Genomic DNA, 24,972 nt, shown 5'->3' with positions numbered 1-24,972 from the left:
TTCGATTCCAGCTTGCTACTATATTCTCATTCCGGCAGTTCAGTGCTTTCTGATAATAATCCGATGAGAAACCTACGATGAAACAACAACAGTTACCGAAAGATTTTCTGTGGGGCGGCGCCGTGGCGGCGCACCAGGTTGAAGGCGGTTGGGATCAGGGCGGCAAAGGCCCAAGCATCGCCGACGTTCTGTCGGGCGGTTCTCACGGTGTGGATCGCGTTATGACCGACGGCGTGCAGGAAGGCTATCGTTACCCTAATCACCAAGCGGTGGACTTTTACGGCCGTTACAAGCAGGACGTGGCGTTATTCGCCGAAATGGGCTTTAAATGCTTCCGCACCTCTATCGCCTGGACGCGTATCTTCCCGAATGGCGATGAGCTGGAGCCAAACGAAGCCGGTCTGCAGTTTTACGACGATTTGTTTGATGAACTGCTGAAATACAATATCCAGCCGGTGATCACCCTGTCCCACTTTGAAATGCCTTATCACCTGGTGAAGGAATATGGCGGCTGGAAGAACCGGAAGGTGGTCGATTTCTTCGTACGCTTCAGCGAAGTGGTGCTGCGCCGTTATCAGCACAAAGTGAAATACTGGATGACCTTTAACGAGATCAACAACCAGAGCAACTACCAATATCCGCTGTTTGGCTACTGCTGCTCCGGCGTGGTGTATACCCAGGAAGAGAACCCGGAGCAGACGCTTTATCAGGTCTTGCACCATCAGTTTGTTGCCAGCGCCCTCGTAGTGAAACTCGGTCACCAGATTAACCCGGAATTCCAAATTGGCTGCATGCTGGCCTGCGTCCCCTTCTACCCGTACTCCTGCAAACCGGACGACGTCATGTACAGCGTCGAAGCCATGCACTCGCGCTATCTGTACACCGACGTACAAGTGCGCGGCTACTATCCGTCGTACCTGCTGCGTGACTGGGAGCGCAAAGGCTTCCAGATTGAGATGCAACCGCAGGACGAACAAACCCTGCGCGAAGGTTGCGCGGACTACATCGGTTTCAGCTACTACATGAGTAACGCCCTGCAGGCCGATGCGGTGAGCAGCAACAACGAGATGTTCAGTTTCCCCGGTAACGTCCCGAACCCGCATGTCAAAGCCTCCGACTGGGGCTGGCAAATTGACCCGGTCGGGCTGCGTTATTCGCTGAACGTGCTGTACGAGCGTTACCAGAAACCGCTGTTTATCGTTGAGAACGGCTTTGGCGCATTCGACAAGGTAGAGGCTGACGGCCAGATCAACGATGATTACCGCATCGACTATCTGCGCGCGCACATCGAACAGATGAAAAAAGCGATCATCGAAGACGGCGTGGACCTGATTGGTTATACCCCGTGGGGCTGCATTGACTGCGTGTCCTTCACCACCGGTGAATACGGCAAGCGTTACGGCTTTATCTACGTCGACAAACACGATGATGGCACCGGCACCCTCGAGCGTTCGCGCAAAAAGAGTTTCGACTGGTACCGCAGCGTGATCGCCAGCAACGGCGAACAGCTTTAATTCCGGTATTTTCATCAGGGCGGTTTTACCGCCCTTTTTCATGCCCACGCTATAACCTCATGCGGTATCGGTAAAACATTACCGTCACCGCATAACAGCGGCGTAGCCTGTACGGCTAGGGGGTCATAAACTTCTCATAGTTCTGCGGGGTAACCAGTTGGAAAGGAATAAAGTTCACATCTTTGATAGCTTCCCCCTTTGCCGCTTGCTCCGCCATATCGACCGCACCGTAGGCCTGTGATTTAGCATCCTGGAACACCGTGACCGTCAGCATGCCCTTTTTTATCGCCTGCAGGCCATTTGGTCCGCCATCGGTTCCACCAATCAGAATATCTTTACCGACGCTCTTGCCATTACTTTTAATCGCCATAGCTGCGCCAATCGCCATTTCATCAGCATTAGAGGAAAGAATATCGATTTTGTCGCCTGACAATATCCAGTTGTTCATCAGATTCATGCCATCTTCACGCATCCATTTGGCCGTGTCCTCCAGAATGACGTGCATGTTGGGATTCTTGGCAATAATCTCTTTCGCCCCTTGGGTTCTAAAACGAGTGGCATCGTTACTCAATAACCCTTTCATAATGGCGACATTGACGCTTTTACGATCCTTGACCAGCTCAGCCAGGTATTGCATCTGTAACCTGCCGGCTTCAATCTCGTCGCTGCCGATATAACTGATGCCATTGCCCATGGTGGAGTCCGAGGGCATACGGTTAAGATAAATCAGCGGTATTTTGGCCTTTCTGGCGGCCTCGGTAATATTTTTGGTGCCCTGGGTGTCGACCGGATTAACAATAATCACGTCCACTTTCCCATTGATGAAACTCTGCACCTGACTCAGTTGCTTATCTACCGCCCCCTGGGCATCTTCAAACTGTAATTTTAGATCCGGGTGTGTTTTTGCTCTTTCGATAATGTAGCCACGTAACCTCGAGAGAAAAACATCATCCATTTGGGCTATGCTGACACCAACCTGCACAGCAAATACCGAAGGGCTGAGCGAGAGCAATGAAAGACAGAGTAAGATAATTTTCTTCATAATCGTTTTCCCATTAATGGTGAATAGCGTGTAATTTCAGTACGAAGGGTTAATTATTTACTGCTATGACATTGCGTTGGCCTGTACGGCATAGCTAACGCAGGTGACGCCGCCCGTACGTCAGAACAACCCAAAAGGGGCTGCCATACGAACGGACTCGTCAAAGTGCGATCCAGTTTCGTTCCGCGGATGAGCGTACCGCAGCGTCCACCAGACGCTGTATTTCAACCGCCTCTTTAAAATCTGGCCCTTGTGAGTCTCCCTGCTGAATTGACTGAATGAACTCAAGCATTTCAATGGTTTTTAGATCGTTGAACCCCAGTTGGTGCCCCGGAGCCGGACAAAAAAGCCCGTAAGGCGCGTGCTCCGGCCCGGCAACCAGCGTTTTAAAGCCATTCAGGCCGCTAGTGTCGTCATAACGGAAATACTGGATTTCGTTAAAACGTTCCTGATTAAAGCTCAGGGCCCCCTGGGTACCGGTGACTTCAAACCCCAGCTGCATTTTATGGCCCGTGGCGACCCAGTTGGCCTCGATATGGCCACCGCAACCGCGGGCAAACCTCAAGGTCAGACGCGCAATGTCGTCAACCTCTACCGGTTTCAGCACCCTCGAACCCGCGCTTTCCGGCCGAGCTTTAATCACCGTATCGAGATCGGCGAACACTTCGCTTACCGGGCCGAGCAAAAATCTGGCCATACCCAGAATATGGCTGCCCAAATCCGCCACCGCGCCGGCCCCTCCGGCCGGATCTAATCTCCACGACCAGGGGATTGCAGGATCCGCCATGAAATCCTCCGCGTGGATCCCCCTAAAGCCGGTAATCTCGCCTAAATCGCCGTTGGCTATCATCTGGCGAGCCAACTTCAGCAACGGGTTTTTAATGTAATTGAACCCCACCTGGGTGAAGACACCGGCTTTCTCTGCCGCAAGGCGCATTCGCTCAGCGGTCTCGCTGTCCGGTGCCAAGGGCTTTTCACAGTGCACATGTTTCCCCGCCGCGATGGCGGCAAGGGCCTGTTCGGCGTGAAACCTGTTTGGTGAGGTTATCGAAATAACATCAATATCCGGATCGTCGATCAGATCTTGCCAGCGTTGGGTCCAGCGCATAAAACCAAACTGCTGCGCGGCGCTTTCAGCCGCAACGGCGTCAATATCCGCCACGCTGATTAATACCGGCTGAATATCACCGGAAAGCGTGGCAGCGGCACGCCAGGCTCTGGCGTGCGATTTCCCCATAAAGCCGGTGCCAATAAGTCCAATACCGATTTTTTGCATCGCCATTCTCCTCAATCCAGCGCCACAGCCGCATGAGAGTCTGCGGAAAGCTGAGCGGCATCCGCCAACCTCAGGGCCATGCAACCGTCATGCACCGTGATCGGCATAGGTGTGCCCTGCTTAATTGCCGAGATAAAAGCGTCTATTTCCAGCCGGTAGGCATCGCTATAGCGCTCCATGAAGAAGTTAAGCAATGGCCCACGCGCTTCGGTTTCTTGCTTGCTATAACGTCTAACCGGAGTCGCCCGCAGGTTGTCATTCAACAACATCCCCCCGGAACCGAACACCTCCATACGTTGGTCATAGCCATAGATTGCCTGGCGACTGCAGTTGATCTGACACTGTTTGCCTGAGGCGGTGCGCAATTGCACCATCACAGTGTCATAATCGCCCAACGCCTCCAGTTCGGGGGCGAACAGACGGCTGCCGGTTGCAAACACCTCCACCGGCTCTTCGCCCAGGATCCAGCGGGCAAGGTCAAAATCGTGGATCACCATGTCACGGAAAATTCCTCCCGAGTTTTTCAAATAGCCCATGGGCGCCAATCCAGGATCTCGACTGGTAATGATCACCTGATGAAGGTCGCCAATATCGCCACTGCGGATACGTTGGTTAATCTCACTAAACCCCAGATCAAACCGGCGATTGAAGCCCAGCATGACCTGACTGGCATGCTCGCCCAGTGCCCTTTGCGCCGCATACGCCTTGTTGATATCCAAATCCACCGGCTTTTCGCACAGCACCGCCTTGCCGGCTTTAGCCGCGGCCAGCATCAGATCAATATGGGTATGCGTGGGTGTGCCTATGATGACGGCATCAATATCAGGGTTTTGAATGGCTTCAAGCGGGTCAGCTAACGCAACGCCCCCCCAGGCCGCGGTCAACGCTTTGGCATTTTCGATAACAGGGTCTGCAACAGCGGTAAGAAAAGCATCGTTATGACGAGCCACATTCGCCGCATGTACCTGACCGATACGCCCGGCGCCGAGAATCGCAATTCTGATCATGACAGTCTCCATAAGAAGTCAGTTATTTATGGCCATGAAGCTTCAGGGCCTGCTGATTAACCACCAGTCCGCTCTCGAGCTGACCATTGAAAAAATCGAGGATATTGGAAGCGGCCGACACTGACATTCGCATCGCCGCCTCTGCAGTGAGCCCGGCAGAGTGTGGCGTGAGGATCAGCCGTTCAGTTTGCGCTAACAGTGTCGAGCCCAGGTTTGCCGGCTCCTGTTTCAGCACGTCTAAACCGGCGCCGCCGAGATGTCCGCTTTGCAAGGCTTCCGCGAGCGCCTCTTCATCGACAATTCCCCCTCGTGCGGTGTTGATCAACAGTGCGCCCGGTTTCATCATCGCCAACTGCTGTCGGCCAATCAGCGGTTTCTCGTCACTGAGTGGAAGGTGAACAGTGACCGCATCGGCGGTCTTCAGCCCTGTGCTGATGTCACCCATTCGTTCAACGCCGAGCTGGGTAAACACCTCGTCTGGAAGATAAGGATCGTAGGCAGTAACCCGCATGCGGAAACTTTTAGCCAACCGGGCCACCTCCCTGCCAATACGGCCGAAACCCAGGATGAAAAGCGTCCTTCCGGCCATTTCCATCGCGGAAAACCCGTTGCGTCTGTTCCATTCACCTTCACGAATACTGCGGTCGAAGTAACAGAGACGCTTAGCCAAAGCCAACAGCAAGGAGAAGGTATGTTCAGCCACCGACAGTGAATTGACATCGCCGATAATGGTCAGTGGGATCTGTCGTTCGGTCAAAGCCGCCACGTCCACCGAGTCATAGCCCACGCCATGGCGCGAGACGATCCTGAGTCTCCGAGCCGTCTGGATTTCTTTCGCGCTCAAGGGTTGGGTGCGAATCAACAATGCATCGGCCTCGGCAAGATAAGGCGCGTAACTTTCCACGCTCACTTCCGCCACCAGCTGTACCGTAAAGCCAGGTGCGTTGCGTAAGATGGCCAAACCGGCATCGTGGATTTTTCCGGCCACCAGTACATGCGGCATTTCAGTACCCTCCCCGAACGGCGTGCTCTGCGTCTTTGACTTCGCCATTCAACTGACGAAACTGCGCCACGCTGGCTGAAGCCGCGGACCGCAGCAGTTGTACGTCGTTGGATACCGTCACCAGGTCAAAGCCCCATTCAGCGGCTTGCGCGGCATAGGCGGCAGTGCCGTTATGCAACCCTGCCTTCTTGCCTGCACGATGCGCAGTGGCCAGGATATGCTTTATGGCTTCGATGATTTCGGGCTCGTCTCGGTCAAACCCGGTACGGTATTTTCGACCGGTCAAGCCAAGCGTCAGATCCGCCGGGCCGATGTAAACGCCGTCCAGACCTGGCGTAGCCACAATGGATTCGATATTTTCAACGGCCTCGGCCGTCTCGATCATAGCAAGACAGACCACCTGCTCATCGGCGAATTGACCATAGTCAGCGCCGGCAGAAATCACCGCACGGGTCGGGCCGAAACTCCGGCTGCCAGTGGGGGGATAACGCACGCAGGAAACCAGGGTGCGGGCCTGCTCGGCAGTGTTTACCATCGGGCAGATAATGCCCCAGGCCCCGGCATCCAGCGCCTTCATGATCATGCCCGGTTCGAGCCAGGGCACCCTGACCAGCGGGGCTATACCGCTGGCGCGCATCGCCTGCAGCATATGGGTTGCCTGTTCGTAACCGACAAACCCATGCTGGAGGTCTATCGTGAGCGCATCGTACCCCTGCTCAGCCATAATCTCGGCGGTAAAGGCGCTGGCAACGCTCAGCCAGCCGTTCAACACCGTTTGCCCCTCATCCCAACGCTTTTTGACGTTATTGCGTTTCATTGCGGCTCCTTAAACCACGATCTGTGCAAGTTTGGTGTTCATGTAGTCGTGGATACCTTCTGAACCCCCTTCACGTCCCATACCGCTGGCCTTGATTCCCCCGAACGGCACTTCAGCCGCTGCCAGCGCATAGCTGTTGATCCCCACCATGCCGGACTCGAAGCGAGAAACGGCTTCGCGGATCCGAGCCGGATCTCGCGTAAAGGCGTAGGCCGAGAGAGCAAAATTGGAATTGTTAACCCTGTCCCATAAGGCTTCGCTGTCGCTAAAAGAAGTGATTGCCGCAATGGGGCCGAAATTCTCCTCAGCCATTGCGAGCGCATCGTCGGGTAAATCGGCAATCACCGTGGGCGCATAAAAATAGCCCCCGCCAAGTTCAAGACGATGCCCGCCAGTCACCACTCTTCCGCCTTTGGCGCGCGCGTCGGTAACAATGTCTTCGATCGCGTGAAGCCGTTTCATGTTGATAAGCGGCCCCATGGTGGTGCCTTCATCGAGCCCATAACCCACATTCAGCTGGCTGGCTCGCCGAGCAAAGCCTTCCACAAAGGCCTGATAGCAGTGTTCATGAACATAAAAACGATCGCCGGTTACACACACCTGACCACTGTTGGCAAATTTCGTGGCAACTGAGAGATCTAGCGCTTTATCGATATCGGCGTCGTTAAAAATGACTACTGGCGCATTGCCGCCCAACTCCATGCTGAGCCGCTTGATGGTTGATGCAGAATCGCGGATCATCTGCCGACCGATTTGCGTAGAGCCAGTCAGGGAAACCTTCCTGACCGTTGGCGATGACATTAAAGGCCCATAGGTGGTTGCGGTCGGCCCCACCACCAGGTTGGCGACGCCGGCCGGCAGCCCAGCCTGACGCAAACATTCGAAGATCAGCATCGCGGAACCCGGTACTTCACTCGAAGGACGCAATACCACCGTACAGCCTGCGGCAAGTGCGGGGGCCAGTTTGCGAGCCACCAATACCACCGGGAAATTCCAGGCGGTGAACGACGCCACCACGCCGATCGGCTCATGCAGGACTTCGCAGCGGCCTGCGGGAACGCGACTTTCGACAATTCGCCCATAGATGCGCCGCGCCTCTTCCGCATGCCAAATAAACTGATCGACAGACAGCTCCCATTCACGTTTTGCCTGCGCCAAGGGTTTGCCACTTTCTTTCGAAACCATCACTGCAGCTTCTTGCGTTATCGCCACCATGGCACGCGCTACCGCCTGAAGCAGATCCGCGCGTTGCCAGGCCGGTGTGTTTTTCCAGCCGGGAAATGCTCGATCGGCACAGTCCAACGCAACCAGCGTATCTACCGCAGACGCCGCCTTAATCTGACCCAACTCGCAGCCCTTGCCCGGGTCGATCACCGTTATCCTTTCGGTGCCGCGGCCGGTACACCACTCACCGTTGATAAACTGTCCAAAATTGTCATACATGATGGGTTGTCCCTCAGCATTTTGCTTCGGCAGAGTGCCGCTAAAGCATCAATATTTGCAATACTAGACACACAGCAATAAAAGTTGCAACAACATCACCTTGGGCAAAAAATCATTATTAAAATCAATTTAAACTCAAATATATCAATACATTAAAAATTATTTTGGTTTGAAAATTTCAATTAACACCCACAATTGAAATAAATATTTTAGAGATGAATCACAAATCTCACGAAGAATTTTTCCCAGCCCAAGGCAAATGAGATAGAAATAATTGCATGTGAGTTTTACTTGCAATTTTTATTGCTGTAGCGTGCTGGAAAATGACTGGCTAATGCCTGGAAAGGAAATTCTGATGGTGAAAAAAACAGACCCAACTCTGGCCGCGCTCAAACCGCTACCTCATGACAATTACGAGCAGGTCGTCAACGAAATCACCCGACGCTATCCGCAGTTGTCGGAACGCTATCAGCAGGCGGCACGCTACATAACCCAGAACCCCAATACGGTTGCTCTGGAGTCGATCAACGCCGTGGCGGCCAAATGCGGGTTACATCCATCGGTGTTGGTGCGTTTTGCCCAGGCTTTTGGTTATAGCGGTTTTAAACAGATGCAGAGCGTTTTCCAGACGCGGTTGGCTACGGCAGCGCCCGGTTACAACGAGCGGATTACCGCACTGGAAAATGATCTGCGAAAAAATGATGAAAAAGGCAGCTTGGGTTTCCTGCAAAGTCTGGTCATTCGTGATATCGCAACGCTGCAGGAGTTATTGAATAACATCACCGAACAGGATCTCGATGAGACCGCCCATCTGCTGAAGGAGGCTGAAACTGTCTATATTGCCGGCCAGTTGCGCTCGGAACCTGTCGCGTCGCTGATGCGGTACCTTTTAACCATGCTCAATCGTCGCGTGATACTGCTGGATGCTGCCGGGGGACTGGCCCCGCAAATGGCCAACAATATGCGGGAAAATGATGTGCTTATTGCCATAGCATTTCGCCATTACGCGAAAGAAGTGATCGCCATTGCGGATGATGCCGGTGCGCGTGGCATCCCTATTGTGGCCATTACTGACAGTCAGCTTTCACCACTGGCTAAAAGTGCAAAAGTACTGTTTACCATACCGGAAGAAGAATACAGTTTTTCGCGATCTCTGGCGGCGCCGGTGTGTCTGGCGCAGAGCATTGCGATGGCATTGGCTGCGGCATTACAGCCGGAAAAAGCCCAGCCCTGCATTGAAACCATTACCGAGCGTGAAAAACGCAGTGAGGGGAACCGCAAGCGTCATCGCAGTTGAATCACGTTTAAAACAGACTTCTGCCCTGTCGGGATGGGAGTCTTGTCGTTTGAATTTGCAATTTTTATTGCCAATTAAAATAAACAGCAATTTAAAATGCAAAAAAAATAATCATGCTGCTTTCAGGCGTTCAATCCGAATGGGGGAAGATATGGCCAAGATTCGTTGTACAGCGGCTCAGGCAGTCGTTCGTTATCTGAGCAACCAGTTTACGGAAATCGAGGGTGAACGCGTCCCGCTTTTTCCCGGCGTGTATGGGATTTTTGGCCATGGCAACGTCACCTGTCTGGGTGAAGCGCTGGAAGCAGTACAGGATATTTTGCCAACCTGGCGCGGCCAAAATGAACAATCGATGGGTTTTGCGGCTATTGGTTTTGCCAAGGCGATGGTTCGCAGGCAGATCATGGTGGTTACCGCGTCGATCGGGCCGGGTACCGCCAACCTGCTAACCGCTGCCGGCGTCGCGCACACCAGTCGTTTGCCCATGCTGATGATTTGCGGCGACAGCTTTGCGCGGCGGCATCCGGATCCGGTAATGCAACAGATCGAGCATTTCAACGATCCGACACAAACCATCAACGATGCTTTCAAAACGGTAAGCCGCTATTGGGACCGCATCACCTATCCTGAACAAATCATGTCCTCGCTGCCGCAGGCCGTGGCCACCATGCTGGATCCGGGCGACTGCGGCCCGGCCTTTATCGGCATGTGTCAGGACGTGCAGGAAATGGCCTGGGATTACCCGGAAGCCTTTTTTGCCCCGCAGTTGCATCTGATGCCTCGTCCACGGCCCGATCGCCTTCAGCTTGCTCACGCAGCACAATGCCTGATGAACGCCAAACGCCCATTGATTATCTCTGGTGGAGGCGTGCGCTACTCTCAGGCCGAAGCTGAACTGGAGGCTTTCGCGGTTCGCCACGGCATACCCGTCGTGGAAACCATTGCCGGTAAAGGCGCTTTTACGCATGACCACCCTATCCATATGGGGCCGATTGGTATTCTTGGCTCCACCTCAGCCAATGAGTTGGCTTCCCGAGCCGATGTCGTGGTCGCCATAGGAACCCGGTTGATGGATTTCGTCACCGGCTCATGGACGGTATTCGATCAACAGGCACAGTTCATTTCACTCAATGCTGCGCGCTTTGATGCGCATAAACACCGCGCTATTCCGCTGGTGTGCGATGCCCGTGAAGGGATTATCGAGCTAAACCATGCACTGGGCGAATGGGTGGCCGCGCCCGCCTGGTTGGCTAAGGGACGAGCGGCTTTTGCTGACTGGAACGCACTGATTGCAAAAACCCAAGAACCTGGAGTCACCGCCGATGTCCCCAGCTACGCCCAGGTGATCGGCGTGGTGAATGCAGTGGCGGCGCCGGAAGATTACATCATCAGTGCCGCCGGCGGGCTGCCTGGCGAGTTGGTGAAAGGCTGGCGTGTCAAAGATCCCGGCACCTTCGATTGCGAGTTCGGTTTTTCCTGTATGGGTTATGAGCTCTCTGCAGGCTGGGGAGCCGCCATGGCGGGCAAAAAACAGGATGTCTTCGTCATGATTGGGGACGGCACCTACATGATGATGAACTCAGATATCTATTCGAGCGTACTGTCCGGTCATAAATTTATTTTACTGGTGTGCGACAACGGCGGTTATGCGGTGATCAACCGTTTGCAGAACGCCAAAGGCGGTGCTTCCTTCAATAACCTGTTGAAGGATTGCCGCGTGAAAGAGCCTTTCCCGGTGGATTTCGTCGCCAATGCCGAGTCGATGGGGGCTTATGCCCGCAAGGTGACCTCGCTCGAACAGCTTGAAGACGCCCTTAAATGGGCCAAAGGCAACGATCGTACCACGGTAATTTCCATTGCCACCGACGCCCACCACTGGACGCCCGGAGATGCATGGTGGGATGTCGGCGTGCCGGAAGTGAGCGAGCGCGAGAGCGTTAACCAGGCGCATCGCGAACATCTCGAAGGACGCAAAAATCAGCGTATCGGCATTTAAAGAAGGGGCAGAACATGGTTCTTAAAGCAAAGCTTGGCATCGCGCCTATCGCTTGGTCGAATGACGATCTCCCTCAGCTAGGAGGTGAAACCTCGTTGGCAACCTGCCTGTTTGAAAGCCACCTTGCGGGGTTTCAGGGCGTTGAAACGGGGGGCAAATTCCCAAAAACCAGTGAGGAGCTCAAACCTACCCTGAAATACTTCCAGCTTGAACTGGTCTCGGGATGGTATTCGGGCACGCTGCTTGATAACAGCCTGAACGAAGAAATCAGCCGCTCGCTGCCACAAATGCAACTTTTCCGCGACTGCGGTGCCGCCTGCCTGGTTTACGGAGAGACTGCCGGTACCATCCAGAACCGGCAGAACGTCCCCCTGGCTGAACGACGTCAGTTGTCCGACGCAGAAATCAGCGAGTACGGCGACAAACTGTCTCGGTTTGCCGCCTTCTGCAAGGATTTCGGCGTGCCACTCGCCTTCCATCATCATATGGGCACGGCAATTGAAGATGAACAGGATATTGACCGCTTAATGGCGGCAACCAGTAAAGACGTTGGTCTGTTATTTGATACCGGACATTTGGTGTTCGCTGGCGTGGACCCTGTCAGGGTGCTGGAAAAACATGGCGATCGCATCATCCATGTGCATACCAAAGATGTCCGTTCGGACGCGCTAAACGGTATCGACCGCCATAAAGACTCTTTTCTGGATGCCGTATTGAAGGGGGTTTATACCGTACCGGGTGATGGATCCATCGACTTCACCGCCGTCATTAATAAGCTTGCCGCTATAGGTTATCAGGGGTGGTTTGTGGTTGAAGCCGAACAGGATCCGGCCAAAGCGCCGCCCCTTGAGTATGCCCGTCTCGGCTATAACACCCTGTGCAAAGCGCTCAGCGCGGCAGGCTATCGCTATACAGAAGGAGATATATGATGGATCAGTTAGTCGGAAAAGTGGCCGTCATCACCGGTGGCACGCAGGGGTTGGGGGCCGCAATCGCGCGCCATTTTAGCCAGCAAGGGGCCACCGGGGTGATTATTTGCGGAAGAAACCAGGCAAAAGGCGCAGAAATCGCTGAGAGGTTAAATGCAGAAACTGACACCCCAGTGATTTTTGTACGCGCCGATTTATCTTCCGTGGAAGACTGTCGCCAGGTTATCGCTAAAACAGATGAATTATTTGGCCGCGTCGATGTTCTGGTCAACGCCGGGGGCATGACCGATCGCGGCACCATCATCGATACGGCACCCGAGCTGTTCGACAAGATGTTTGCCACCAATGTTCGCGGGCCGTTTTATCTGATGCAAGAGTCGATAAAAATTATGCGTCGTGAAAATACGGCGGGCAGCATTGTTAACATCTGTTCCATGTCAGCGTTGGCCGGGCAGCCTTTTATCTCCGCCTACTGTTCGTCGAAAGGCGCATTGGCTACGTTGACACGCAACACCGCCTACGCCCTGTTACGCAACCGGATCCGCGTCAATGGTCTGAACATCGGGTGGATGGCATCCGAAGGGGAAGACCGCATAATGAAGCAATATCATGGTGCCGAGGATAACTGGCTGGAAAAAGCCGCCGCCGAGCAGCCTTTTGGTCGTTTGATTCAGCCAGAAGAAGTGGCACGTACCGTCGCTTTCCTGGCCAGCGATGAATCCGGCCTGATGACCGGTTCTATCGTTAACTTCGATCAGTCAGTCTGGGGGGGGTACGATCAGACGCCCTCTCCCTCCGCCCCGCTCTGATTCCTGCTTGCCACGCACATAAAAAGACACCCTGCACTACTCGCAGGGTGTCGGGTCAAAACTGTATTAGCGACTTCCAAGGCGACAACATTTGCCCAAAAAATCACCAAGCCATTTATTTTCCTTAGGCTGCATTCTATTAATGCAGGGTATTACTTCAGATTAAGCATCTTCCCAAGCAAAATGTCTGTGGGTTCGAGAATATCCGTATCAATCCCTGCAGAGGGGGTGAAGGTCAACTCACCAAAGATGACTTTGCCATTGGAGATATAGAAATCGACACGAACAAACTCGAAGGGCGCCGACAATTTTCTCGCGTATTCAAAAAGATCGTCGTAACCCTCGGGTTTAACAAAAGCGTCGATCTCTTCTGGGCTAAGGGCCAGGCAGTCTTGGCTGTAGCACAGGAACTTGAAGTCTTTGTCAAAAAAGTAATATTTCGGCATGCCTTTATCCCTACCGACACAGAGTAACGTGCAGTAAGGTACGCCATTGAAACAGTATATTTTATAGTCTTCCGGGCCATGGCCACCCGCAGACTCTATATATCTTTCACCTATTATCTTTTTATTTATCTTTTTATAGTTTAATTCTGCATAGACTTTCCAGTAGTCCTCTCGCATCCAGTTATCTATGATTTTAGAGGCTCGCCCAATGTCCAACTTACTTTTGTCCTGGCAAATCAGGTTGTAACCAGAACCATGGTTACCCTTGATCACAAACTTTTCGGGTAACGTATCCCAGGGGATCTCATGTACAGAGTCGCAGGCGAAGTACAGCTCGTTTAGAATTTCTTCACATCCCTGCGCCTTCAAATACTCTCGCACTGCGTATTTATCGGCACACTGCGTAACCAGCGCGTTGTTACTGTAATCGTTAAGTTTTAGATAATTTATTTTCTCGTTCCACGTTACCGGTGGATTGAGATTCAATTTTTTCCCGAATGCCTTTTTGTAGATAAATTTTGTCTTGAAGGTCGGCGTAAATGTCGCCAGTTGATTCATGATAAATTTATTAATATTTCTTCTCATACACCCTGTCTCATCATTTGACGACAAAATTAAAACGGTGACTGAATGGCACCAAAGGAAGCTGAAGCTATAGGTTGTTGTTGCTCACTGCGCCATTGGATCATCGCTGGGGGCGTGCTCAAATCAAATTGGTCATGGCCTAATGCGCGATTGAGGATCCGGGCTGAACGCCAGGCCATCAGACTGAGTTGAGGATCAGCAATACCGTGGTGGTGCATGCTGGCGTTAACGGCAAACAAGCAGTTCTCAGCTTCACCTTCGCGCTCAAAGGTGAAATCAGAGGCAATACGGTATTGCCCATCGGCGGTGGTTGATAGACCATGAGCCAGAGATTCAAGAAACGCCGGGCGCACCTGTTGGTAACCGGTAGCAAAAATCACCACGTCTGCATCAACGATTTCGTGGCCTTGATCAAGGTGATGCTGCGTCTCTAACCGATAGAAATTATCTTTGGCTGTGAGGGCGGTCACTGAACGGCTGGGCAACAGTTTCACCCATCGTTTCTCGCGAAGGACATCGAAGTGGTGATACATGGCACGATAGATAGCTAACAGAGACTCGCTGGTGATGCCATCAGATGTCATCTTTTGCTCGTGCAACATGTGTTGCTTGGCTGAGTTGTTTAGCGTGCAGAATTTCTCGACATATTCTGGCGTAAAATACTCGTTGGCAAATGCCGCTTCATCAAGCGCGTTGTAGTTATTGCGGCGGGAAATCCAACTCAGCTGTTCTGGTTGGCCCCATTGCCCCTGAAAAATATTCAGGAACAGATCGGCCCCGCTTTGCCCCCCACCCACGATCGCCACACGTTTTCCAGTCAGGTCAGGCTGGCGTAACATCATTTCGCTGGCGTGGAAGCATTGATCATTTTGCTGAGTCACACAGTCTGGCAGCTTAATTTGTTTGCCGATGCCTACACACAGGTGTTTGGCGTAAAATACGTCGTTTTGAGTGGTAACGGCAAACTGTCGCTGACGGTCATCAAACTCCACCCGCTGAACCTCTTGGTTGAACACCAGTGAGTCCAGCCCCGTTGCAGCCCAGTTGAGATAATCGGCAAACTCTTCACGAGAGGCGGTACGCTGTTCGCTGGTCAGAAAACGGTAGAACTTTTTCCGCTTCACCAGATAGTTGAGAAAACTGTAAGGATTGGTGGGTGAAACCGCCGTCACCAGATCCTTCAAAAAGTGGGTCTGCATACTGCTATCTGCCAGGATCATGCCCGGATGCCAAGAAAAGTGCGGTTTGCGCTCGAGGAATTTGCAATTAAACCCTTCGATCTCGCTACCAAGCGCAGCAATACTTAGGTTGGACGGACCGATGCCAATACCGATAAAGTCCAAACGCTGGTTCATTGAGTGTGCTCCTGAGTGAATAAATCTTTTTCCAGAAATATAATATTGGTCTGGTAAAATAACGTAACGAAATTTGATCCCGGCATTGACGTTAAAATAAATCGTGCAGCAGTGGCATCTATGCAATAACGCCAGACTTATTGCCATTGAGCTCTAACGTCTCACAATGAATAGCTCTAAGATCAAAAGATTAAAACAACCGCATCAACTGCCATTATTATTCTCATGAAAACCCGAACGTATCTCTTTTGGACAGTCGTTCTTCAGTTAAAATAAAACCATATTCTGCAGAGTTATAAAATGACATTGCTTTGAGAGAGATTTTCAAGACAATAACATCCAGTGAATTAACAGAGTAATCCATAACATGTCCCTATGTTAACTTGCCTATTAAACATGACATCTTCCTTAATTAGACATTACGTAACAAGAGTAGCTTCAAAGCGGATGACTGGCATGTGAAAAAAAATAATATTAAAACCAAAATCGACGTTGTTAATGTAAAATTAAAAGTGAAATCGTAAAAAATCATAAAATTTCATCTTGGTTTAACCAGGGTTGGAGATCGTGTTTATCAAGTGAAACCCGCCGCCAAGCGGCTCTGAGCCTGATAACTGTCCTTACCCCGTACCTTTTCCCTGCAAATCAACTCTAGTTCTAACCTTAGACAGTCTTTTGGCAATGGAGGCTTTTCTATCTACAGAAAATTCAGATATTTCACCGATTATAGCGTGCTTAACTATGACGACTCAGCCCCGTTTTCCGCTTACGTAGGCACTTTGGCATAAATGGGCACGCTCTTAACATTGAGTCGCGTTAAAACCAACGCTGTTTTCTTTCGGATCTTTTCTTTCTTGATCAATGCCAAGGAAAGCTAATATTGAAATCAGGACCTATTGGCAGAGGAAAAGGAAAAAACCATCTGAGCAAATATCATCCTGTTATGGGTAGTTAATGTTCTTAGGCTACCTTAGGATTTTTATGTAAAAGACCCCTGCTTTCGAAACAATCCGCTCACCATTAACTGCAGAGACGAAAAAAAATCAACACGATTTCATGGCATTCTTTCTCAGCACGTTTATTCCCTTCACCCTATTTTTTGAACTACCGCTTAAGCATTCAAAAACCCTAGTGAATAATTATTGCTCACGCCCCAGTATCGGCCTTTGTGTCATTATTATTACTGAGCATGCTGCATCGGCGTTTAGGATGACAATGTTCACAAAGCGATAACCTGCCAGATTGTATTACCAGCTGACCCCGGTTAATCTTAACCGGTGTCCTCCAAATTATAAGTGACTGATGTTTTGATGAATGATGAGATACCCGCAACCAAACGCAAAAATGACCCCGTTGGCCTGAAGCAACGTATTTTCGCTGCGGCATTAAGTGAGTTTGCCGAAGCCGGTCTTAAGGGTGGACGCATGGAGAACATTGCCGAGCATGCCGCCACCACCAAACGCATGGTGGTTTATCATTTCAAGAATAAAGAATCGCTCTACATAGAGGTATTGGAACACGTCTATCAGCATATTCGCGCTCATGAGTCGGGCTTGGATTTGCATGCTTTGCCCCCGGTAGAGGCCATGACCCGACTGGTAGAAGAAAGCTTTAACTACCATGCGGAACACCCCGACTTCATACGTGTGATCTGTATGGAAAACATGATGCGCGGCCAATACATTCGTCAGTCGTCACGCATCAAGGCGCTGAATCAAAGCGCCCTGACCTTGCTGGAGGATATTTTACAACGCGGTAAACAAGGGCAGCAATTCACTCCGGACGCCTGCGCCACGGACGTGCATCGCTTGATCAGCAGTTTGTGCTTCCACTATGTTGCCAACAGGTACACCTTTAATACGTTGTTTGAAAGTCAGGAACCGCCGGAAGATCAGGTGATCCGCAACCGTCGGTTGGCCGTCGTGGCAACGCTGCGCTATGTGGCGCTTTAACTAACAACCTGAGAAAGCTGTGATGACCAAAACCTGGCTGAGAAGCGTTTACCACGCCTGATGTTTTACTGTCCGCCCCCGTGGTGACCTTTGCCAGGGGGCCTAAAGTTATGGCGTCGCTGGCCATTTGAGCCATTTACCCGGATACGCGTGACGACGCCCTGCAGCGCATTACTCTGGTTTTGCTACTGCCCGTTTAAAGCGCTTGTGCCGCTTGAGCCAAATATTTCGCCATCTCAACTTCCGGCACCATGCCGCCACCGGTTGCCCACACCAGGTGGGTAGCATGGTTCATCTGCTCCTCATTCAACCCCTGGCTCGCCAACCACTCCGCATCGGCCGCTACGCGCCATGGCCCCGGCATGCCGGCTAATGCCGAAGGCTCAAGCTGAATATGTTCATGTCGATCCAACAGGCCTAACAGCGCAAACATCTCAGCATCGCTCAGGGTATAGAACCCCGCAAGCAGACGTTCCATCGCACGGCCGACAAAACCGGAGGCGCGCCCCACCGCCAATCCATCCGCGGCAGTCTGGTTGTCGATACCCAGATCCTGGACCGAGATACCGTCGTGCAGCCCGGTATGCACACCAAGCAGCATGCATGGCGAATGTGTCGGCTCGGCAAAGATACAGCGTACGTGGTCGCCGAAGGCCAGTTTCAAGCCAAATGCCACTCCGCCAGGACCGCCGCCGACGCCACAGGGCAGATAAACAAACAAAGGATGCTGAGCATCGACCCGAATGCCGCTCTCGGCAAACTGACGTTTCAGCCGCCCACCGGCCACGGCATAGCCCAGGAACAGCGTTTGCGAGTTTTCGTCATCGATGAAGAAGCAGCGTGGATCGCTCGCCGCCTGCAAACGACCCTGTTCAACGGCGACCCCATAATCTTGTTCATATTCCACCACGTTGACGCCGTTATCGCGCAGCTTTTGCTTTTTCCATTCGCGGGCATCCGCCGACATGTGCACGCTGACGCTAAAGCCGAGGCGAGCGCTGATAATGCCGATCGACATCCCGAGGTTGCCTGTCGACCCTACGGCAATGCGATAGCCGCCGAAAAACTCGCGGAACTCCGGCGAAAACAGCTTGGCGTAGTCATCCGTCAACTGCAGCAGCCCGGCTTCCAGAGCCAGCTTTTCCGCATGCGCCAGCACCTCGTAAATACCGCCGCGAGCCTTGATCGAACCGGAGATCGGCAGATGGCTGTCTTTTTTAAGCAGTAACCGCCCGCCCAGCGTCAGGCCATAGCGTTGATTCAATGCCGTTTGCATCGCAGGCAGAGCGACAACCTCAGACTCGATTACCCCTTTAGTGGCTTGAGTTTCGGGGAAGGCTACGCTCAGGTAAGGCGCAAAACGCGTCAGCCGCTGTTCTGCCTCAGCTACGTCTTCAGCGCCCAGCCCGACGTGGGGCAGCCCGACCTGCAAAGTCGTCGCTTGCGGGTTGAACCAGGTCACCGGCTTAAGGTCGATCAGCTCCTGCACCAGCGGGAATTGCGTCACTAATTGCTGAATCTGTGTCTTTTCCATTGTTTTTCTCTGCGCTGCAAAAAGGTTAGCCCTAGAGTGCAGCGATTCGCCTGAGCTGACAAATGATAAAAAATCAGCCTTAGATGAGCAGTATTGATGCAATAAGGTGATTTACGTCAATTTATAAACTTTTGGTAGGTTTTGAATGACAAGCAATCATCTAAAGCGCCCCGCAGGCGTACCTTCTGCGGGGCATTTGCCAAGGCCATATTACTCACGAGCCGCCGCTTCCAGCCCGGCGATATCCAGCTTGACCATCCGTAGCATCGCTTCGGTGACCCTTTTCACCTTCAGGCTATCGGGGTCAGCCATCAGCTCCGTCAACCGTCTGGGCACAATCTGCCAGCTCAATCCCCAGCGGTCGCGCAGCCAACCGCACTGTTCAACGCTGCCACCGTCGCTCAGGGCTTCCCACAGCCGATCCACTTCCGCCTGATCCGCACACTCGACCATGATGGAAAAGCTGTGATTGAATGGATCCAGGGGCCCGGCTTCAATCGCCGCATAGCGCTGGTCGCCGAGAACAAAAGTCGCCAGTTTGACGCTGCCAGCCGGGCCGCTGGGAGTATCGGCGGGCAAGCTAGAATGCCAGGTCAGGGAGGAGCCGGGGATCAAATCTATGTAGCACCGCAGCGCCGCATCCATATCTTTTTCAAACCATAAGTGTTGGGTGATTTTCACGATATCCCCCTCCGCTACTGATCCAGGATCGGTTCGAAACCGCCGAAAATCATGCGTTTGCCGTCAAATGGCATTTGGTCACCCAAGGCTTTCATGCGCGGATCGGCCATCATCTTCTGGTTGGCATCGTCACGCACCGCCTTGGAGGGGTACTCAATCCAGCTGAACACCACCACTTCATCGGCTTCGGCCTTCACCGCACCGCGAAAATCGGTAAGTTTGCCGTCGGGGACATCATTGCCCCAACACTCAACAACGCGTGTGGCACCGAATTCCTTAAACAGAGGAGCTGCCGCAGCAGCCAGTTTTAGATACGCCTCCTTATTGGCGGCCGGTACCGCCACTACAAAGCCATCAACATATTTCATAGAAGATTCCTCTTGTCGATTCGACAGTCGGGGTGGCGCCGGCGGAGTTGCCGGCGCCCTCTACCATTTTAGACCCCATTAGTGGGGTCAACCATTCAGGCTGCTGGTGGCTTCAGAGGTCGGTATAAGCGCGGGAGAGTAATTCTGGCGTGGCGACCCGATTGCGGCCGCTGTTTTTAGCTTTGTAGACCGCCAGATCGGCGATTTTCAGCAGGTTGTCCAGGTTTTGGCCTGACCCACCAATGCAGGTGACCATGCCGATACTGACGGTAATTTGCAACGAGGTTCCGGCGGGCATGGTGATGGATTCGATTTCCACACGACGGCGCAGCCGCTCGGCCAGTGACAGTGCGTCCTGCTGCTGGGCTATCGGCGCAACAATGGCAAACTCTTCCCCACCCATGCGACCAAACAGGTCCTGATCGCGCAGATCAGCGGTAATGGCTCGCGTGAAGGACAGCAGCGCCGCGTCACCGCCGGCGTGGCCAAAACGATCGTTGATCGACTTAAAGTAGTCGATATCCAGCATCATGATGCAAACGTGTTCCCCTTTCTGGCTGACCAGCTTGGTACCGCGCTGCATAAACGCGCTGCGGGTTAATACGTGGGTCAATGCATCGTGATTTGCCACATGTTCCAGCCTGCGCAACAATGCATTGCGGGCATAGTTCATGCTGGCAACGGCGATCGGGCCCAACGCCAACAAAGCCACGCCAAGCCGCATCGACACCGTATTCTGCAACAGCTTCATGTCGAGATTGGTCGCAATCAGCCCCATGTCGATGGCGAAATGGCACCACAATACATAGGCCAGCACCGCGATCATGGTGCTGAACAAGGAGAAGGTCATTGCCAGCCACAACAGGATCGGCATCGGGAAAATCACCGCACCGGGGCCGCCGATCAGGACGCTGCAAATGCACACCAGCAGCAGCAGGATTAACACCGCCATTTTTCTACAGATGCTGTACCACTGGCTGCGGCGGAACACCGCCTGGTTAAGGCTATGCAGGTAGCCTTTCCAGTCGGTGGGGAAAGTCAGGATAAACGGCATCAGGGTAATGTAATGGGTAAACTCCGAAGATAGCCACAGCGCCATGGCGGGCAGGAATTGGCGGTCGAAAAGCAGCACCGAAGCCCCGGCACCGACTAACCCCGTGGCGGTCGCGCTCGTCAGGCAGATGGCGAACAGAAAAATGCTGGACGAGGTGCGTTCCAGCGTTCTGACCTGCGGCGACAAACGCATAAACAGGAAAAACCCGACCGCGACACCGGTAATGTTGGCGCCATTGAGCAATGCGGCTTTCACGACCGTGCTGCCGGTGATCAGATCCGCCGCCATATACCCCAGAATCGCCATCAGCCAACCCCAGGGGCTGGCCAGCGCCGGATAACGCACCAGCAGCGCCAGCAGCACCGCATTGGCCGGCCAAAACGAGGACAGCAGCCCGGTGGGCCGGCTCACAATGCCAAACAGGCACAGGCCGAACACCAGCAGGAATACGATTAATGCGTGCTGTAATTTTGTGGCACCAGGTAACTCAGTGGTGTGCATCTTGCTTCCAGAAGCTTGCAAAAAATACGAAAAATCCTGTCTGCATGACGGCGTCCAACCCACTGGCCGGCATGCCTGACGTTGCACGCAAAATGTGCTGTCAGACAGATATTATTGCCAGTTTTCACCGGACTGGCATCAGCTAATTGAAAATTTAAAAATATTATTATGTTTCAAGCTGTCACGCGGTGATCTGGAGAGGAGAGTGGATTCAAATGCGGAGGGCTTGCAACGCTACGGCCAATGACGGGCATTTCTGAGGGATATCTCCCCGGATGCCGCCAACCGGCTCCGGGAAGGTCAATCAGGATTAAATACTTTCCGTTGCTTCTGCCTGCTGATAGATCCTGGCTTCATAAGGGCGCAGCGTTAACCACTTGCCATTGTCCTGATAATTGCCCAGTAACCACTGCCACGGACCGCCTGGCATGGCCTGCGGGTTGACCTGCTGTGGTTCACCACTCAAATTACAAAGCACCAACCTCTGCTGCGTACCCAGGGTGCGGCTATAAGCGTAAATATGCGGATGTTCCGCCAGTTGTAACTGATAGCGACCTTCGATCCACACTGGATCCTGCTTGCGCAGACGGATTAGCGCCCGATAGAAATTCAGTACTGAATCGGCTTCTTCGCGCTGACGCGCCACGTTGATCTGTGGATAGTTGGCATTGACCGCAAACCAGGGCGCGGCTGAGCTGAAACCGGCGTTGGCGCTGTCGTCCCACTGCATTGGCGTGCGCGAGTTATCGCGTCCGCTGCGGCCGAGAAACGCCAGGATCTGCGCCTCGTCCATGCCCTGCTCGCGCAGCTTGGCAAAACGGTTTCTGGCGGCAATATCGTTAAAATCGGCCAGGCTATCGAAGCGGGTGTTGGTCATCCCCAGCTCCTGCCCCTGATAGATAAACGGTGTTCCCTGCATCAGGAAATACATCGCGGCGATGGCAGTGGCGCTTTCGCGCCAATACTGCTTATCGTCGCCCCATTTCGACACCACGCGCGGGATATCGTGGTTTTCAACATACAGAGCATTCCACCCCTTGCCCTCCAGCAGCGTCTGCCAGCGGGTAAAGATGTCTTTCAGGCCCAGTACGTCTGCTCCGGCATGCGGCGACTGCTGGTGGTTGTTTTCCCACAGCTTGACGTGCTCGAACTGGAAGATCATGTTCAAGCGTCCGTGCTGCTCGCCCACCCAGTCTTCACCCTGCTCCGCCGAAGCCCCGTTCATTTCGCCCACCGTCATGATGTCATAGCGATTAAACACCTGTTCGCACAGGTCATCGACATACTCCAGCAGGCCCTCATAGTTCAGATGCCGCTCGAAAGACGGCACGTAACGCAACCCAAGCGGATTGGGCATATCGGTCAGCCCCGGCTGCTTTTTCATATGGCAGATAGCGTCGATGCGGAAACCGTCAATGCCCTTGTCCAGCCACCAGCGCATCATGTCGTACAGCGCCGCACGCACCTGCGGGTTTTCCCAGTTCAGATCCGGTTGACGCTCCGAGAACAGATGAAGGAAGTATTGCTCGCTGCCGGGGTCATATTTCCAGGCCGAGCCGTTGAAAATGCTCTCCCAGTTGTTGGGTTCCGCGCCATTTTTACCGTCACGCCAGATATACCAATCGCGTTTGGCGCTGGCTTGAGATGATCGAGACTCAATAAACCACGGATGTTCGTCAGACGTGTGGTTAACCACCAGATCGAGTATCAGCCGCATTCCCCGGGCGTGTACTTCAGCCAGCAGGCGGTCAAAGTCGTCCATGGTGCCAAATTCGGTCATTATGGCCTGATAATCACTGATATCGTAGCCATTGTCGTCGTTCGGCGAGCGGTACATCGGACAGATCCAAATCACGTCGATACCCAGCCACTGCAAGTAATCCAATTTGGCAGTAATACCATTCAGGTCACCTATACCGTCACCATTGGAGTCCATAAAGCTGCGCGGGTAGATTTGATACACCACCGCCTGCTTCCACCACTGTACTGTCTGCCCACCGCTCATGGCTGTGCTTCCTTAATAAATTAATGCGCCTGCGCCGAGGACAAAATGCGCTGAAACGCCCGACCTTGACGGTCAAACAGATAACAACACTCTACCGGCAGCCGCACGCCGACGGTATCGCCGGCCTGGATGCTGGAGCGCTCGGGATTGCGCAGCACCCAGGGTTCACCGGCGTTGCCGTTGTCCAGATAGAGGTAGGTTTCATTCCCCATGTGTTCGACAAACATCACCTCGCCCTGAAACTCGCACTCCGCGCGTTCGCCCCCCCGAATATGCTCCGGGCGGATACCGACGTTGACGCTCTGGCCTTCCGCCTCGGTCGGCGTGGCGATCGGCAGTATCAGCGCCTTGCCGTTGTCCAGCTCGACCACGCTTTGCTGCTCACCGGCACGCCGCAAAATCGCCGGGATCAGGTTCATCTTCGGTGAACCGATAAACTGCGCGACAAATTCATTGGCCGGTTGGTCATAGAGTTCCAGCGGCGTGCCGACCTGCTCGACATGGCCTTGGTTCAGCACCACGATGCGATCCGCCAAGGTCATGGCTTCAACCTGATCGTGGGTAACATAAATGATGGTCGACCCCAGCCGCTTATGCAGCGACGCCACTTCCATACGCATTTGCACCCGCAGTGACGCATCGAGGTTGGACAGCGGTTCGTCGAATAAAAACAGCTTAGGCTCGCGCACGATGGCCCGACCAATCGCCACCCGTTGCCGCTGCCCGCCCGAAAGATCCTTCGGGCGGCGTTCCAATAGCGGCTCGAGCTGCAAAATGCGTGCGCTCTCGCGCACCCGGCTGTCGATTTCAGCCGCGGAATGGCCCGCCAGCTCCAGTGCAAACGCCATGTTTTTATAGACGCTCATATGCGGATAGAGCGCGTAAGACTGGAACACCATGCCAATACCGCGTTCAGCCGGGGTATCGTCGTTAACGTAGTTGCCATCGATATACATGCCGCCGCTGCTGATCTCCTCCAGCCCGGCGATCATCCGCAACAGGGTTGATTTACCGCAGCCGGAAGGCCCGACGATCACCACAAATTCCCCACTGTTGATGTGCAGATCCAGCGATTTAATCACCTCTGCGTTAGCGCCATAGCGTTTTTGCAGTTTTTCAAGCGTAAGTTGCGCCATATTCCCCCCGTTCTCACCCCAGTTGGCAGTCAGCGGGGCGCCAATGTGCGCCCCGCTATCCGGCTTATTTCAGATAATCAAGCCACGGGCTCTGGCGAGAGATCATCACGTCGACCAGCTCAGGGATCGCACGGCATTTGTCGTTGACCGAATCCACCAGCAGCGCCTGGATCACCAGATCGCGCGAGCCTTCAATCACCGCATCGGCGGTTAAAACGTGGA

20 protein-coding genes and 1 pseudogene (1 of these 21 running past the window's edge) are annotated in these 24,972 nt (G+C 53.3%); 6 read left to right on the top strand and 15 right to left on the bottom strand.

From position 1 onward, the window contains the following. Positions 1-77: 77 nt before the first annotated feature. On the top strand, positions 78-1,514 hold the full coding sequence (locus NR114_RS05295) for a 6-phospho-beta-glucosidase (RefSeq protein WP_234529228.1): 1,437 nt from the start codon (positions 78-80) through the stop codon (positions 1,512-1,514). Between the two features lie 115 nt (positions 1,515-1,629). On the opposite strand, the gene NR114_RS05290 is transcribed toward NR114_RS05295, so the two are convergent. From NR114_RS05290 to NR114_RS05265, 6 genes are all read right to left on the bottom strand, one after another. Beyond that, positions 1,630-2,556, bottom strand: coding sequence for a substrate-binding domain-containing protein (locus NR114_RS05290; RefSeq protein ID WP_020826966.1), 927 nt, complete (start codon positions 2,554-2,556; stop codon positions 1,630-1,632). 160 nt (positions 2,557-2,716) lie between these two features. Then, the gene (locus tag NR114_RS05285) at positions 2,717-3,838 is read right to left on the bottom strand and encodes a Gfo/Idh/MocA family protein (protein ID WP_234529227.1); all 1,122 of its coding nucleotides are present in this window, start codon (positions 3,836-3,838) and stop codon (positions 2,717-2,719) included. Positions 3,839-3,843: 5 nt separating this feature from the next. Further along, entirely contained in the window at positions 3,844-4,839 is a 996-nt protein-coding gene (iolG, locus tag NR114_RS05280) for an inositol 2-dehydrogenase (RefSeq protein ID WP_115058778.1), read from the bottom strand. A gap of 22 nt (positions 4,840-4,861) precedes the next feature. Then, positions 4,862-5,842, bottom strand: a complete 981-nt coding sequence (locus tag NR114_RS05275) for a hydroxyacid dehydrogenase (protein ID WP_234529226.1) — start codon at positions 5,840-5,842, stop codon at positions 4,862-4,864. Position 5,843: 1 nt separating this feature from the next. Continuing rightward, the gene (locus NR114_RS05270; protein ID WP_046373492.1) at positions 5,844-6,659 is read right to left on the bottom strand and encodes an HpcH/HpaI aldolase/citrate lyase family protein; all 816 of its coding nucleotides are present in this window, start codon (positions 6,657-6,659) and stop codon (positions 5,844-5,846) included. Positions 6,660-6,668: 9 nt separating this feature from the next. Beyond that, a complete protein-coding gene (locus NR114_RS05265) occupies positions 6,669-8,102 on the bottom strand; it encodes an NAD-dependent succinate-semialdehyde dehydrogenase (RefSeq protein WP_234529225.1) in 1,434 nt (477 codons plus the stop codon). A 355-nt stretch (positions 8,103-8,457) separates the two neighbouring features. On the opposite strand from NR114_RS05265, the gene NR114_RS05260 reads away from it, so the two are divergent. From NR114_RS05260 to NR114_RS05245, 4 genes are all read left to right on the top strand, one after another. Further along, positions 8,458-9,399 (top strand): MurR/RpiR family transcriptional regulator, encoded by a 942-nt coding sequence (locus NR114_RS05260; RefSeq protein ID WP_142815170.1) that lies wholly within the window; start codon positions 8,458-8,460, stop codon positions 9,397-9,399. 151 nt (positions 9,400-9,550) lie between these two features. Further along, the gene (gene iolD / locus NR114_RS05255) at positions 9,551-11,395 is read left to right on the top strand and encodes a 3D-(3,5/4)-trihydroxycyclohexane-1,2-dione acylhydrolase (decyclizing) (RefSeq protein WP_129982817.1); all 1,845 of its coding nucleotides are present in this window, start codon (positions 9,551-9,553) and stop codon (positions 11,393-11,395) included. Positions 11,396-11,409: 14 nt separating this feature from the next. Further along, entirely contained in the window at positions 11,410-12,324 is a 915-nt protein-coding gene (gene iolE, locus NR114_RS05250; protein WP_234529224.1) for a myo-inosose-2 dehydratase, read from the top strand. Then, the gene (locus NR114_RS05245; protein ID WP_234529223.1) at positions 12,321-13,133 is read left to right on the top strand and encodes an SDR family oxidoreductase; all 813 of its coding nucleotides are present in this window, start codon (positions 12,321-12,323) and stop codon (positions 13,131-13,133) included. The genes iolE and NR114_RS05245 overlap by 4 nt, the downstream gene beginning before the upstream one ends. Positions 13,134-13,285: 152 nt before the next feature. Here the strand turns inward: NR114_RS05245 and NR114_RS05240 are convergent, their stop codons facing one another. Beyond that, positions 13,286-14,164 (bottom strand): ATP-grasp fold amidoligase family protein, encoded by an 879-nt coding sequence (locus tag NR114_RS05240; protein WP_020826976.1) that lies wholly within the window; start codon positions 14,162-14,164, stop codon positions 13,286-13,288. Between the two features lie 29 nt (positions 14,165-14,193). Then, entirely contained in the window at positions 14,194-15,519 is a 1,326-nt protein-coding gene (locus NR114_RS05235; protein WP_234529231.1) for a lysine N(6)-hydroxylase/L-ornithine N(5)-oxygenase family protein, read from the bottom strand. Positions 15,520-16,829: 1,310 nt separating this feature from the next. On the opposite strand from NR114_RS05235, the gene NR114_RS05230 reads away from it, so the two are divergent. Then, positions 16,830-17,471, top strand: coding sequence for a TetR family transcriptional regulator (locus tag NR114_RS05230; protein ID WP_020826978.1), 642 nt, complete (start codon positions 16,830-16,832; stop codon positions 17,469-17,471). Between the two features lie 196 nt (positions 17,472-17,667). On the opposite strand, the gene NR114_RS05225 is transcribed toward NR114_RS05230, so the two are convergent. The 7 genes and pseudogenes from NR114_RS05225 to NR114_RS05190 all read right to left on the bottom strand — a co-directional run. Next, positions 17,668-19,005, bottom strand: coding sequence for a D-serine ammonia-lyase (locus tag NR114_RS05225; protein ID WP_234529222.1), 1,338 nt, complete (start codon positions 19,003-19,005; stop codon positions 17,668-17,670). Between the two features lie 210 nt (positions 19,006-19,215). Continuing rightward, the gene (locus NR114_RS05220; RefSeq protein WP_234529221.1) at positions 19,216-19,686 is read right to left on the bottom strand and encodes a VOC family protein; all 471 of its coding nucleotides are present in this window, start codon (positions 19,684-19,686) and stop codon (positions 19,216-19,218) included. A 14-nt stretch (positions 19,687-19,700) separates the two neighbouring features. Continuing rightward, positions 19,701-20,054, bottom strand: coding sequence for a DUF1428 domain-containing protein (locus NR114_RS05215; protein WP_046373486.1), 354 nt, complete (start codon positions 20,052-20,054; stop codon positions 19,701-19,703). Positions 20,055-20,166: 112 nt separating this feature from the next. Beyond that, complete coding sequence (locus NR114_RS05210; RefSeq protein ID WP_234529220.1) at positions 20,167-21,609, bottom strand: sensor domain-containing diguanylate cyclase; 1,443 nt, start codon at positions 21,607-21,609, stop codon at positions 20,167-20,169. 310 nt (positions 21,610-21,919) lie between these two features. Continuing rightward, positions 21,920-23,614, bottom strand: coding sequence for an alpha-glucosidase (locus tag NR114_RS05205; protein ID WP_234529219.1), 1,695 nt, complete (start codon positions 23,612-23,614; stop codon positions 21,920-21,922). Between the two features lie 20 nt (positions 23,615-23,634). Then, complete coding sequence (locus tag NR114_RS05200) at positions 23,635-24,750, bottom strand: ABC transporter ATP-binding protein (protein WP_128865231.1); 1,116 nt, start codon at positions 24,748-24,750, stop codon at positions 23,635-23,637. A 64-nt stretch (positions 24,751-24,814) separates the two neighbouring features. Next, positions 24,815-24,972: pseudogene (locus NR114_RS05190) on the bottom strand (alpha-glucosidase); it runs 1,211 nt beyond the window's last position.

This window comes from Serratia sp. Ser99 (genome assembly GCF_024519545.1).
In the GTDB taxonomy this organism is placed as follows: Bacteria; Pseudomonadota; Gammaproteobacteria; order Enterobacterales; family Enterobacteriaceae; genus Serratia; species Serratia liquefaciens.
Note: the sequence above shows the minus strand (reverse complement) of the source record. Positions and strands in the feature narration are given on the sequence as shown.